The sequence below is a fragment of the Streptomyces sp. NPDC058045 genome, from assembly GCF_042885635.1.
GTDB lineage: Bacteria > Actinomycetota > Actinomycetes > Streptomycetales > Streptomycetaceae > Streptomyces.
The window spans coordinates 40,292-53,485 of the sequence record NZ_JBHVRR010000031.1 but is presented as its reverse complement, the minus strand read 5'-3'; the positions used below and the strand labels follow the sequence as shown (position 1 = coordinate 53,485).

8 protein-coding genes are annotated in these 13,194 nt (G+C 74.8%); 3 read left to right on the top strand and 5 right to left on the bottom strand.

The window, feature by feature from the left end; genetic code table 11:
- Positions 1-30: 30 nt before the first annotated feature.
- Positions 31-720 carry a cell division ATP-binding protein FtsE gene (ftsE, locus tag ACFVST_RS19670; RefSeq protein WP_390153298.1) on the bottom strand — a complete coding sequence of 230 codons (690 nt, stop codon included), beginning with the start codon at positions 718-720 and terminating at the stop codon, positions 31-33.
- 298 nt (positions 721-1,018) lie between these two features.
- Between ftsE and ACFVST_RS19665 the strand changes: the two genes are divergently transcribed.
- Complete coding sequence (locus ACFVST_RS19665; protein ID WP_390153295.1) at positions 1,019-1,210, top strand: hypothetical protein; 192 nt, start codon at positions 1,019-1,021, stop codon at positions 1,208-1,210.
- Positions 1,211-1,351: 141 nt separating this feature from the next.
- Here the strand turns inward: ACFVST_RS19665 and ACFVST_RS19660 are convergent, their stop codons facing one another.
- Complete coding sequence (locus ACFVST_RS19660) at positions 1,352-2,194, bottom strand: hypothetical protein (RefSeq protein WP_390153292.1); 843 nt, start codon at positions 2,192-2,194, stop codon at positions 1,352-1,354.
- 340 nt (positions 2,195-2,534) lie between these two features.
- Between ACFVST_RS19660 and ACFVST_RS19655 the strand changes: the two genes are divergently transcribed.
- Positions 2,535-4,826: a DEAD/DEAH box helicase gene (locus ACFVST_RS19655; RefSeq protein ID WP_390153290.1), complete on the top strand. Its 2,292-nt coding sequence runs from the start codon at positions 2,535-2,537 to the stop codon at positions 4,824-4,826.
- Positions 4,827-4,875: 49 nt separating this feature from the next.
- Here the strand turns inward: ACFVST_RS19655 and prfB are convergent, their stop codons facing one another.
- The 3 genes from prfB to ACFVST_RS19640 form a co-directional block, all read right to left on the bottom strand.
- Entirely contained in the window at positions 4,876-5,982 is a 1,107-nt protein-coding gene (gene prfB, locus ACFVST_RS19650) for a peptide chain release factor 2 (RefSeq protein ID WP_390153287.1), read from the bottom strand.
- A gap of 70 nt (positions 5,983-6,052) precedes the next feature.
- On the bottom strand, positions 6,053-7,324 hold the full coding sequence (locus ACFVST_RS19645; RefSeq protein ID WP_390153284.1) for a serine/threonine-protein kinase: 1,272 nt from the start codon (positions 7,322-7,324) through the stop codon (positions 6,053-6,055).
- Between the two features lie 226 nt (positions 7,325-7,550).
- Positions 7,551-9,122, bottom strand: coding sequence for a serine/threonine-protein kinase (locus tag ACFVST_RS19640; protein ID WP_390153281.1), 1,572 nt, complete (start codon positions 9,120-9,122; stop codon positions 7,551-7,553).
- A gap of 510 nt (positions 9,123-9,632) precedes the next feature.
- On the opposite strand from ACFVST_RS19640, the gene ACFVST_RS19635 reads away from it, so the two are divergent.
- The gene (locus ACFVST_RS19635; RefSeq protein WP_390153279.1) at positions 9,633-12,953 is read left to right on the top strand and encodes an FHA domain-containing protein; all 3,321 of its coding nucleotides are present in this window, start codon (positions 9,633-9,635) and stop codon (positions 12,951-12,953) included.
- The last annotated feature ends 241 nt before the right edge of the window (positions 12,954-13,194 follow it).

The window sequence follows — 13,194 nt, the reverse complement described above, 5'->3', positions numbered from 1 at the left end:
ATGCGGGGCGGGCGGACGGCCCGCCGGCGGTCAGTGCTGGTAGCCGTACACGCCGCGCGCCTGGTCGCGGACGAGAAGGCCCTTCTCCAGCTCGATGACGCGCTTACGCATCTGGTCCACGATGTTCTGGTCGTGGGTCGCCATCACGACGGTGGTGCCGGTCCGGTTGATCCGGTCCAGCAGCTTCATGATGCCGACTGAGGTCTGCGGGTCGAGGTTGCCGGTGGGCTCGTCGGCGATCAGCAGCTTGGGCCGGTTGACGAAGGCCCTTGCGATGGCGACGCGTTGCTGCTCACCGCCGGACAGCTCGCCCGGCATCCGCTCCTCCTTGCCGCCGAGCCCGACGAGGTCGAGCACCTGCGGCACGGACTTGCGGATCTCGCCGCGTGACTTGCCGATGACCTCCTGCGCGAACGCGACGTTCTCGCTGACCGTCTTGTTCGGCAGAAGCCGGAAGTCCTGGAACACGGTGCCCAACTGGCGCCGGATCTGCGGCACTTTCCAGTTGGACAGGCGCGCGAGGTCCTTGCCCAGCACATGCACCTGGCCCTGGCTGGCCCGCTCCTCACGCAGTACGAGCCGCAGGAAGGTGGACTTTCCGGAGCCGGATGAGCCCACCAGGAAGACGAACTCACCGCGTTCCACCTCCAGGGAGACATCCCTGAGTGCGGGGCGGGTCTGCTTGGGGTAGACCTTGGAGACGTTGTCGAATCGGATCACGGATGCACCACGGTTGGCCGGGGGTAGGTGTGCGTGACCATACGCGACCCGGGTGTACGAGCGCAGTCGGCGGCCGGAGTTGTGCACTGCTTGCGCGCTTTGTCATGAAAAGAGGGCGCCGACGGTGCGGGCCGGAACACGCAGCGTGCCCGCTCGGGTACGCAGGGGGCCCGCGCCGGATCCGGGCGGAGCTGGCACAGTGGAAAGAGCGGACGGGGGAACGGTCGGGTTTCCCCGGGCGTTGTCCAGGGTGAAGGCCGCTGCGGCAGGCCATGGCCGCGCGGGAGGAGGAGAGCGCATGACGTACGACCGGCTCGTGTGCGCGAACTGCGCAGCCCCGGTGAACGAGGGCCGCTGCCCCGTCTGCCGGGCCAGCCGAGACCGCCTCCAGCAGCAGAACCCGTTGGCCGCGCTGAGCCCGATGACCCTGCTGGCGCTGCTGGCGGTGCTGATCGCGACGGTGGCCCTGCTGGCCCACCAGGGCGTCTGAGGCCGCCCTCGCGCGGAGCCCGGAAGTCCGGAAGCGGAACGCGGAGCCTAAACGGGAAAGGACCCGGAGCGGAATGCTCCGGGTCCTTTCCGTGTACGGTGACCCGCCGTCGCGGGTGGGTGCCGCCGGCGTCCTGGGACGTCAGGCGGCGGCACCGCCACCGCGGTTGCCGACCAGGCGCGGCAGGAAGCGGAAGGCGACACCACCGGCGATCATGGTGGCCGCGCCGATGACCAGGAAGGCGGTCTCGGGCGCACCGGTCTCGGCCAGTTCGTCCTTGGCCTTGCCCTGCTCGGCGGGCTGCGAGCCGGCGGGCGCGTCACCGGTGTCGGTCAGGCCGTCCTTGCCCTTGCCCTGCTCGACCGGCTGGGAGCCGTTGTTGTCGGGGTTGGTGTTGTCGTTGCCGCCGGTGACGTTGCCGCCGTCCTGGCCGCCACTGTTGCCACCGCCGCCGTTGTTGCCACCACCGTTGTCGCCGCCGTCGGTGCTGCCACCGTCGGTCTGGCCGCCGTCCGTGGTGCCGCCATCGGTCTGGCCGCCATCGGTGGTACCGCCATCGGTCTGGCCACCATCCGTCTGGCCACCGTCAGTTGTGCCACCGTCCGTCTGACCGCCATCGGTCTGGCCGCCATCGGTGGTGCCACCGTCCGTCTGGCCGCCGTCCGTCTGGCCACCGTCAGTGGTACCGCCATCGGTCTGGCCACCATCTGTCTGGCCACCGTCAGTTGTGCCACCGTCCGTCTGACCGCCGTCCGTCTGGCCGCCGTCGGTGGTGCCACCGTCCGTCTCGCCGCCGGAGGTGCCGCCGCCGATGATCCCGCCGATGAGTCCGCCGACCAGGCCGTCGTCCTTGGCGTCCTTGGTCTCGGACTGCGGGGCGGCGGTGGTCGCCGAGGCGACTCCCGCCACCGTCAGCGACGCGCCTGCCGCGATCACCGCGCCGGCGGCCACCCGCGCAACGCGGACCCGCATCTTATTGGTCATGAAACTGCTACCCCCAGTAGCCGTTCGCCGAATTCGGAGCAGCCATATGCGGTGCCGCGGCCCTTCGGGGTCGTACCGTGCGTGTCGCGCCTCACGGAGAGGCCGTCCGCCCATCCCCCTGTCGCACCCGCCCCAGACATACGTGCTGGGTCGAAGCCTGTCCAGACTTAATGAATGCGTCAAGGCCGTTCCAGGTGGGATGTCGTATTCATCCGCACTTGCCCGGCGTATGGCCATGAGACTGTGACGCATTCACTACTCGTCCCGCCCAACTACGGCCCCCGCACGCCCACTTCCCCGGGCGGGGTCCGGCGCCGTGGTGTCGGTGGCCGATGGCAGCATGGAAGCCGAAACGACAGGGATGGTGGGGGTGCGGATGGAGCACGGGCAGCCGGCGCAGGACGAGCCCGCCCCGGACACCGCCGCGCCGACCGGGCGCCGCGCCGCCGTACTGCTGGAGCAGGCCGGGGAGCTGCTGACCGCCGCCCGCGGGGTGCGGGACGAGGACGAGGCGGCGCGGGACGCGGTGCGGGAGGCGGTGGCGGGGCTCGAACAGCGGTTGGCGCGCGCCGAGTTGGAGCGGCTGCCGCTGCCCCGGCTGAACGAGGTGACCGCGGGGCACCTCCGGGAGGAGACCCTGCGCGCCCTGGAGCTGGGCGGGTACAGCACGGTGGGCCAGGTACTGGCGGCCGGGACGTACCCGCTGCGGGCGCTGCCCGGGATCGGGGCCGCCACCGCGGGCCAACTCATGGCGGCCGCCGAGCAGTTGGCGCGGGCGGCGGTGGACGGGGTGGCGGTGCGGATCGACATGGACGCGGCCACCACCGGCGAGCCGCTCAGTACCGCGCTGCTGCTCTCGCTCAACCGGATGCTGCTGGCCGGCCCCGGCATCGACGCCGCGGTGCGCCTGGCCCGGCGGACGGCCGAGGAGATCGAGGCCGATCTGGACGCGGCCCGCCCGGCGGCCTCCCGGCTGCGGCTGTTCTTCTCCGGGCGCCGCCGCCGGGCCGCGGCACGCTCCGCGGCCGCCCGCCTCGCCGCCGTACTGGAGCGGGCCGAGCGGGACGAGGTGCTGCTGGCGCTGCGGCAGGCCGCGGTGGATCTGCTGCGGGGGCCGTTGCCGGTGGACCAGGCCTGGTTGGACTTCGAGGTGCGGGCCGCCGACTACTACACCCTGCTGCCGCGGATCACCGACCGGGTGGTGGACCGGGCGTCCGCGGAGGGCTTCCTGCCGGTGGGGGCGGCCGAGGAGATCCGCGCCCAGCCGCTGGACGAGTCGCTGCTCAGGGTGGAGCTGCGCGGCTACCAGGCCTTCGGCGCCCGCTTCGCGCTGGCCCGCCGACGGGTGCTGATCGGGGACGAGATGGGCCTCGGCAAGACGGTGCAGGCCATCGCCGCGCTGACGCATCTGGCCGCCGCCGAGCAGGGCCGGCACTTCCTGGTGGTGTGCCCGGCGGGCGTCCTGCTCAACTGGATCCGGGAGATCGGCCGCCGCAGCGCCCTGACCGCGCACCGGCTGCACGGGCCGGACCGCGCCACCGCACTGAACGCCTGGCGGCGGCAGGGCGGGGTGGCCGTCACCAGCTTCGACGTACTGCGGAATCTGACCCTGCCGGAGGGCGTCGGCCTGGAGATGCTGGTGGTGGACGAGGCGCACTATGTGAAGAACCACTCCACCCAGCGGGCCCGTGCCGTGGACACCCTGGTGCGGCGGCGGAGCACCGGGCGGGTGCTGTTCCTGACGGGTACGCCGATGCAGAGCCGGCCGGAGGAGTTCCGTGCCCTGGTGCGGTATCTGCGGCCGCGGTCGCTGCCCGAGCCGACCACCGGCGTGCGGGCGGAGGACTCGCGGGTGTTCCGGGCCCGGGTCGCCGACTGCTATCTGCGGCGCAACCAGCCCGATGTGCTGACCGAACTGCCCGGGGTGCTGCACACCGACGCCTGGGAGGAGTTCTCCGAGGCGGACCAGGCCGCGTACCGGCAGGCCGTCGAGGGGCGGGACTTCGCGGCGATGCGCCGCGCCGCCTACGCGGACCCGGCGCAGTCGGCGAAGCTGCGGCGGCTCAAGGAGGTGGTCGCGGAGGCCGCGGAGAACGGGCTGAAGGTGGTGGTCTTCTCCGCGTTCCGCGAGGTCCTCGGCACGGTGTCGGCGGCGCTCGCCGCGGCCGGGGGGCCGCCGGTGTCCGAGGCGCTCACCGGCGGTGTGCCGCTGGAGCGGCGGCAGGAGCTGATCGACGAGTTCACCGCGACCGAGGGCCCCGCGGTGCTGCCCGCGCAGATCCAGACCGGCGGCCTCGGGATCAATCTCCAGGCCGCCTCGGTGGTGGTGCTGTGCGAGCCGCAGTTGACGCCCGCCCTGGAGGCGCAGGCGATAGGCCGTACGCAGCGGATGGGGCAGGTGCGCCGGGTGCAGGTGCACCGGCTGCTGGCGACCGGCAGTGTGGACCAGCGGCTGGTGGAGGTGCTGGCCGAGCGGCAGAAGAGCTTCGACGCCTACGCCCGGCGCAGCGAGCTGGCCGAGTCGGATCCGCAGGCGGTGGACATCTCCCACGCGGCACTGGCCCGGCGGATCGTGGAGGACGAGCAGTTGCGGCTGGCGCTCACCGGGGCGGACGTGCCGGAAGAGGCGTGACCGGCGGGCGGCGGCCCAGGTCACGCCCCTTCCGGGTGCTCGCGCGCCGCTACTTCTCCTGCTGCTTGCGCCAGCGGATCCCGGCCTCCAGGAAGCCGTCGATCTCGCCGTCCAGCACCGACTGCGGGTTGCCCACCTCGAACTCGGTGCGCAGGTCCTTCACCATCTGGTACGGGTGCAGGACGTAGGAACGCATCTGGTTCCCCCAGGAGTTGCCGCCGTCGCCCTTGAGGGCGTCCATCTTGGCCTGCTCCTCCTGGCGGCGCCGCTCCAGCAGCTTGGCCTGGAGGACGTTCATCGCGGTGGCGCGGTTCTGGATCTGCGAGCGCTCGTTCTGGCAGGAGACGACGATGCCGGTGGGGATGTGCGTGATGCGGACCGCGGAGTCCGTGGTGTTCACGCCCTGGCCGCCGGGGCCGGAGGAGCGGTACACGTCGATCCGCAGCTCCGACTCGTCGATGTCCACGTGGTCGGACTGCTCGACCACCGGCAGCACCTCGACACCGGCGAACGACGTCTGGCGCCGGCCCTGGTTGTCGAAGGGCGAGATCCGCACCAGCCGGTGGGTGCCCTGCTCCACGGAGAGCGTGCCGTAGGCGTAGGGGGCCTGCACGGCGAAGGTGGTCGACTTGATGCCGGCCTCCTCCGCGTACGACGTCTCGTACAGCTCGGTCTTGTAGCCGTGGCGCTCGGCCCAGCGGAGGTACATGCGCTGGAGCTGCTCGGCGAAGTCGGCGGCGTCGACACCGCCGGCCTCGGCGCGGATGTTGACCACGGCCTCGCGGGAGTCGTACTCGCCGGAGAGGAGGGTGCGGACCTCCATCTCCTCCAGGGCGCGCTTCACAGCGGCCAGTTCGGTCTCGGCCTCGGCGCGGGCGTCCGGGTCGTCCTCGGCCTCGGCCAGCTCGAACAGCACCTCCAGGTCGTCGATCCGCCCGCGCAGGCCCTCGGCCTTGCGGACCTCGGCCTGGAGGTGGGAGAGGCGGCTGGTGATCTTCTGCGCCGCCTCCGGGTCGTCCCAGAGGGAGGGCGCGGCCGCCTGCTCCTCCAGGTCTGCGATGTCTGCCCTCAGCCTGTCGAGGTCCAGGACGGCCTCGATCGACTCCATGGTCGAGGAGAGGGACTTGAGCTCTTCGGATACATCGACGACTGCCACGGGTCCAGCGTAACGGCTGCCGCAAGCGTTCCGTCCGGGGCGGGGAGAACCCCGGGGACGCCGGGGGTGGTCAGGGGGTGCCGGGTGCCGAGTGGGTGGTGTCCTGCGGCGGGGTCTCGGAGTCGTCGCCGCCGACGGCCAGCCAGGTGCCCACGCCGATCGCGGCCGCCAGCAGCACCCCGCCCGCGGTGAGCGCCACCCGGCGTCTGCGGGCCGCGGCACGATTGCGCGCCGAGCCGGGGCGGGGGGCGCCGCTGGCCCGGGGCGCTCGGGCGGTGCCGCGGGCGCCGCCCGCCAGCTCATCCCGGCCCGGCACCCTCATGCTGGTGTGGGTGTCGCGGTTGGAGTCCGGCGCGGTGCCCCGTACCAGCGGTACCGCGCCCCGCCTGGCCCGCGGCGGGGTCTCGGCCTCGGAACCGCGGGCCGCGGACTCGGTGCCGTCCTCCTCGCCGTACGCGGAGTCGTCGGCATCGTCCTCGTCGTCGACGGCCTGCTCGTCGACGTCCAGGGGCGGCAGGCCGGCCAGTTCCGGCTGGAGTTCGCGGAGGCGGGCGGCCAGTTCGGAGGCGCGCAGCCGGGACGCCGGGCCCTTGGCGAGGCACTGCACGATCAACTGCCACAGCTCCTCCGGGATGCCGGGCAGCGGCACCACGGTCTCGGTGACATGGCGGCGCAGTACGGCCCCGGGGTGCCCGCCGCCGAACGGTGTGAAGCCGGCGAGCAGTTCGTACAGGACGGTGGCGAGGGCGTAGATGTCGACCGCGGCGCGCGGCGGGAGGCCCTCGACGATCTCCGGGGCCAGGTAGTCCGGAGTGCCGATGATCTTCGTGGCGCGGGCCCGCAGCGGGGTGTCGATCAGCTTGGCCACGCCGAAGTCGGTGAGCAGCGCGGGGTGGGCGCCGCCGGGACCGAGGGGGCCCTCCATGTCGAGGAGGACGTTCTCCGGTTTGACGTCGCGGTGGACGATGCCGGCGGCGTGCGCGGCGGCCAGGCCCTCGGCGACATCGGCGGTGATGGCGACGGCGGCCTCCGGGGCGAGCCGCCGCTCGTGGTCGAGCCGGGTCCGCAGATCGGTGCCGCGTACCAGGTCCATGACGAGGGCCAGGTCGTTGCCGTCCACGACCAGATCGCGCACGCCGACCACATGCGGGTGGTCCAGGGCGAGCAGGGCGGTGCGCTCCTGGACGAAGCGGCCCACCAGCTCCTGGTCGGACGCCAGGTCCTCGCGCAGCAACTTGACGGCGACGGGGCCCTCGGGCCCCTCACCCAGCCACACCGTGCCGGCGCTACCGCGCCCCAGGACCTGGTGGGCGGTGTACCGGCTGCCGATCTTCCGTGCCAAGGCTGCTCCTACGGACGCTTGTTGGCGCCAAAGCTACGCGCCCACGGCAGCGGCCTTCACCTCAGCGCGGGAAATCCACCCCTGGATGTCGACAAATCACCGTACCGGGCGGTGAAGGGACCGCGGCGGGACCGGAGTTGATCTCTCCGGGACGCAACGGGCCTGCGGGCGGCGCCACTTGCCGCCACTTGCCGTCGCGGCATCGCCAACGCCCCGCTCACCGCCGCTACTTGTTGCCGAGGTCGCCGACCCAGGTGCTGGCGGTGTCGAACCACTCGCCGAGCTGGTCCCAGTACCCCTTGGTGGTGCCGATCCACTCCTGGAGCGGGCTCAACTCCCATACCAGCCAGCCCGCCACGAACAGGATGACCAGGGTGAACAGGCAGCCCTTGAGGCAGCCGAGGCCGGGGATCCGCATCTTGTTGGGGTTGCTGCGGCGCGGCTCGCGCGGCGGGCGCTGGGCCGGCTGCTGCGGCGGCGCGTACCGCTGCGGGGCGTACGCGTCGGGCTGCGGGGTCTGCCGCCGCTGCTGGTACTGCTGCGGGGCGTACTGCTGCTGCGGCTGCTGGCGGCGGGCCACCTGCCGCTGCGGGCGGTGGCGCAGCGGGTCCTCGTCGGGGGCCAGATACTGCTGCACCTGGGTCTGCTCGTTGCGGTCGCGGGCCGCGCGCAACTGGTTCTCCCAGGGGTGCGGGCTGTCCGGACCGCCGCCCGGGGGGCCCTGCGGCACGGGCGGCAGCACCGAGGTCGGCTGGTTGTCACCGCCGGTGGGCAGGACCGAGGTGGCGTCGGAGGCCGAGGCCGCGGTGTGCGGCAGGACGCTGGTCGCGGCCGACGGGTCGTAGGTGCCGTCGGACGCCGGGGCGCCGCCGGGCACGGTGGCCGGGTCCGGGTCGGGGGCGAGGAGCGCGCCGACGCCCTCCGCGGCGGCGATCTGGGCGGCCGTGGCGTGCACTCCGGTGCCCTCGGCGACGGCGCGCAGGCCACGGGCGAGGTTCTCCGCGCTGGGCCGCTCGTCCGGGTTCTTCCGCAGGCAGCGCTCGATCACCGTCCACAGCGGACCCGGCATGGTGGACGGGCGGCGGGGCTCGGCGCTCAGATGCTGGTGCAGCACCTCCAGGGCGCTCTCACCGGCGAACGGCGGCCGCCCGGTGACCAGTTCGTACAGCAGGATGCCGGCGCCGTAGATGTCGACGGCGGAGGTCTGCGGGCGGCCCTCGGCGGACTCGGGGGCCACATAGGCCGGGGTGCCGACGAACTCGTGGGCGCGGGTGAGGCCCGGGGAGTCGGCGAGGCGGGCGATGCCGAAGTCGGTGAGCAGCGGGTGCATACCGGCCTCGTCCTGCTTGAGGAGGACGTTGGCCGGTTTCAGGTCCCGGTGGACCACCCCGTCGGCGTGGCTGGCGGCGAGCGCGTCCGCGATCTGGGCGGTGAGCAGGGCGGCGGCGACGGGGCTGAACGGCCCGTTCTCCCGCAGATAGCGGTGCAGGTCGGGGCCGTCGACCAGGTCCATCACCAGGGCCAGCAGATCGCCCTCCACGACCAGGTCCCGCACCTGCACGATGTTGGGGTGGGTGAGGCGCAGCAGGACGGAGCGCTCGCGCAGGAAGCGCATCACGATGTCCGCGTCGTTCGCCAGCTCCTCCTTGAGGACCTTGATCGCCACGGTCTCGCCGGGCGCGCCCTGGACGGCGGCCTCCTCGCCCGCGGCCTCGCGCTGCCTGGCGCGCCAGACGGTGCCCGTGGCGCCGCGTCCGAGCGGCTCCTCCAGGAGGTACTTGCTGCCCACCGGCCGCACGTCATGCACTCCCTGCTGATCGCTGTTACCGACTGTCGCCTGCTGGTACCGGGTGCCGGCGCCGCGGACGGCACCCGTCGGCCCGGACGGTCCGACCCACTGTAATGCCGGGCGCGGGCCCGTCCCGCCCGAGGCGGCCGACCGGGCGGCGGCCCGGATTCCGGTGGCCGGAAACAGCCGCGAGCGGTGGCCGGCCGGCGGCCTGGCCGACCGCCCGGAGGGAATCCACCCGGAGGGAATCCGCCCCGGGGAAGACGCGGACCGGACCGGGTTGGTTGCCGCGGCCTCGACCTCGGCGGGCCGCAGGTGAACCCGGGCCGGCCCGGCTGTTTTTCGGGCAGAGCCGGCCAATCAAGATCATTTTTCGCCGACCCGCGGGCGCGTTGTCAGCGGCAGGTGCAAGGATGCTCCCCGTATCTGGGTACTGGCCGAGGTGCCGGTGCGCGGTGCGGGGGAGGGCAGCGCAGCCCCCGCGGCCCGGCGCCCGCACAGAAGGGACCGCCGACGGCGATGCAGATCCGGCTGACCGTCCTCGGGTCGCGCACCGACGCGCCCTCCGCCCGCCTCGCGGGAGACGTGCTGGTGACCGCACCCGCGGGGACCGCGCTGGCCGCGGTGGCCGCCGCCCTGGCCTCGGCCGCGGGCGGCGACGGTTCGGCGGCGCTGTACGCGGGCGCCGAGAAGCTGGACGTGCGGCGGTGCACGCTGGGCGAGCCGCCGCTGCTGGACGGGGTGGTGCTGTCGCTGGGCGGGCCCGCGGAGCCGGGGCCCGAGCCGGCGGGCGCGCAGGCCCATCTGCATGTGGTGGCCGGGCCCGACGCGGGCGGGGTGCATCTGCTGCACGGCGGCCGGATCCAGATCGGCCGCTCCGCCAGGGCCGATGTGCCGCTGGACGACCCGGACGTGTCCCGGCTGCACTGCGCGGTGACGCTGGCCCCGGACGGCGCGGTCTCGGTGGCCGACCTCGGCTCCACCAACGGCACCACCCTCGACGGCCGCCCCGTCGGCGAGCGCCCCGTGCGGCTGCCCGCCGGCGCGCTGCTGCGGCTCGGCGAGTCCGCCCTCACCCTCACCCGCGGCCCCGAGCCCGCCGAGCCCCTTCCCACAGCACCCGACGGCGAGGGCCATGTACGGGTACGGGGGCTCGGTACGGAGGCACCGGAGGAGACCGAGGCCGAGGCCGGGGCCGCCGTGCCGCGGCAGGGCGGGGCGTCCGGCGGCGGTCCGCGCGGGGCGACGGCACGGGCCGACGGTGACGCCGCCTGGGCCGCGTCGGACCCGGGCAGCGCGCACTCCCCCGGTCCGGGCACGGTGCCGGGCCAGGGCGGCGCCCCCGGGGTGGAGGGCCTGAGCGGAGGTCCGGGGCGCGGGAGACCGGACGCCTTCGGGTCCCCGGCCGGTCCCGGAGGCCCGGCCCGCCCCACCATCCCCGGCCCCTCAACTCCCCCCGAGGCCAACGGCGTTGCCCCCGGCGCCCGGAGCGCCCACCGGTCCCCGTACGGCCGGGGCGGCGAGGAAGAGGCGCACACCCGCAGTGCGTACGACACCTCCCCCGGTGGTGCCGCGCATCCCTCGCCCGACTTCACGGAGGACGGACGCGCGCCCGGTGACGGTGACCGGGACGGCGGGGCCGGGCGGCGGCGGGGGCTGGCGGCCTGGGCCCGGCGGTGGAAGGCGCGGCCCGCGGACGAGGCGCCGCGTACCGGTGCGCCGACGACGGAAGGCGCGGGCGGCGGCGGGGGCACCCGTAGCGCCACCGGGGCGCTCGTGCCGGGCGGCACCGGTGCCCCGCAGGTGTGGCCGGATCCGGCGACGCTGCTGCTGACGGTGCTGGGCCCGGGCCCGCAGCTCTGGGAGCGCGACCCGGACCACCCGGAGGCGCTGACCGTACGGCTGGGCACCGCGGACCGGCCCGCGCCCGGCGGTGGTGAGCCGCTGCCCGCGGTGCCGGTGACGGTCGGGCTGCGGGAGGCTGGGGCGCTCGGGCTCGCGGGGCCGCCGGAGCGGTTGGCGGGGCTGGCGCGCGCGGTGGTGGCGCAGCTCGCCGCGCTGCACGGCCCCGACACCCTGGAGATCGTGCTGATCGCCGCGGACCGGGCCCGTCCGGCCGAGGAGCGGACGGCCGAGTGGGGCTGGCTGGGCTGGCTGCCGCAGTCCCGTCCGGCGCACGGCCAGGACTGCCGGCTGCTGCTCGCCTTCGACCGGGAGCAGGCCGCGGCCCGCACCGGGGAGCTGTTGCGGCGGCTCGACGACCGGGCGGAGGACGCGGCCGCGGGGGCGGAGCCGGCGGCGCCGCGCTCCGCCACGGTGCTGCTGGTGGACGGCGACCCGGGCTCCGCCGCGCTGCGGGACGCCGTACTGCGGATCACGCGGGAGGGGCCCGCGGCGGGGATGCATGTGGTGTGCCTGGCGACCACGGCACCGGCCTCCGCGTCGTCCCCGGTGGCGGAGACCTTCGAGGCGGCCTGCGCGGTGTCGCCCGCGTTCCGGTCCTGCGGGGCGGTGGGGCTGCTCAGCGGTGAGGTGGCGACGACGCTGCGGCTGCTGCGTACCGCGGAGGGGGTGCCGGTCGGGCAGGGGGTGCTGGCCACGGTGGACGCGGTGTCCGCGGCGTGGGCGGACCGCTTCGCCCGGGCGCTGGCGCCGCTGCGGCCCGAGGGTGGCGCCGCCGGGCGTCCGCGGGTGTCGGCGCCGCTGCCGCGGAGCGCCCGGCTGCTGGACGAGTTGGGCCTGGCCCGGGCCACCCCCGCCTCGCTGCTGGCCCGCTGGGCGGCGGCCGCGGACGACACCGGCGCGCTGGGCGGCCGGGCCTGGGCGGTGCTGGGCGCGGGCCCCCGCGGCCCGGTCTCGGTGGATCTGGCGGCCGAGGGGGCCGGCCCGCATCTGCTGGTGGAGGGCCCGCCCGGCAGCGGCCGTACCGAGCTGCTGCGGGCGGTGGCGGCCTCGCTGGCGTCCGCGGAACGGCCGGGGCGGCTGGGGCTGGCACTGGTCGACGGCCGGGACGCGGTACGCGGCCCCACCGCGGCCGGTCCCGCGGCGGGTGCGGCGGAGGGCCTCGGTGCCTGTACCGAACTGCCGCATGTCACCGCCCGGTTGACCGCGGACGACCCGGTGCGGATGCGGGAGTTCGCGCAGTCCCTGACGACGGAGCTGAAGCGGCGGGCGGAGCTGCTGGGGCGGCTGGACTTCTCGGAGTGGCACACCGGGCAGGAGCTGTCCGGGCGGCTGGTGGCGCAGCGCTCCGGCCAGGCGGGCGCCGGACGCCGGGCGGCCGCCGAGGTGGAGGCGGCCACGAGTGCGACGCTGCGGCTCCGGCCCGGGGCGCCGGAGCAAACCCCGGAGCCGGTCGAGCCGCTGCCCCGGCTGGTGGTGCTGGTGGACGACGTGGACGCGCTGCTGTCGCCGCCGCTGGGCTCCACCGGCCGGCCCGCGGCGGGTTCCGTGGTGCGGGCGCTGGAGGCGGTGGCGCGGGACGGGGCGCGGCTCGGGGTGCACCTGGTGGCGAGTACCGGGCCCGGCGGCCGTACCGCGGACAGTGAGCTGGGGCGGCGGGCGGGGCTGCGGGTGGTGCTGCGGGAGCCGGGCGGCGGTCCGGAGGACCCGGCCCCGGGCCGGGGGGTGCTGTACCGCGGGGACGGCCGGGAGACCGGCTTCCAGGGGGGCCGGGTCACCGGGCGGATACCGCGGACGGCGACCCTGCGGCCGACGGTGGTGCCGCTGGAGTGGGCGCGCATGGGGGACCCGCCGGCGCGGCGCAGCGTACGGGAGTTGGGGAACGGGCCGACGGATCTGGCGCTGCTGGCGAGTGCGGTGGAGCGGGCCGCGCGGTGAACGTCCTCGGGAGCGGAGTTTTCGCGCCGGTGCCGCTCTCCGGCGGTCCGGCCGCCCACAACGGGGTCTAACGGGCAGTAAAGGGTCAACCCCCTTCCCCGACAAAGTAATTAACGCACCGTTAATAAAGTCGTAATCACGAGGTAGTCACGATCAGGGCGTTGGATGTGTAAGTGCCCTTGCCCGTGCTGCGCAGGCGGGCGTAAACAGTCCGCACGGATACAGCGCGCGAGTCGGTTCG

Bases quoted from the DNA above. Each gene is read 5' to 3' on its own strand.
- ACFVST_RS19655 (WP_390153290.1), top strand. From the start codon at position 2,535: ATGGAAGCCGAAACGACAGGGATGGTGGGGGTGCGGATGGAGCACGGG.
- ACFVST_RS19665 (WP_390153295.1), top strand. From the start codon at position 1,019: ATGACGTACGACCGGCTCGTGTGCGCGAACTGCGCAGCCCCGGTGAAC.
- ACFVST_RS19660 (WP_390153292.1), bottom strand. From the start codon at position 2,194: ATGACCAATAAGATGCGGGTCCGCGTTGCGCGGGTGGCCGCCGGCGCG.
- ACFVST_RS19635 (WP_390153279.1), top strand. From the start codon at position 9,633: ATGCAGATCCGGCTGACCGTCCTCGGGTCGCGCACCGACGCGCCCTCC.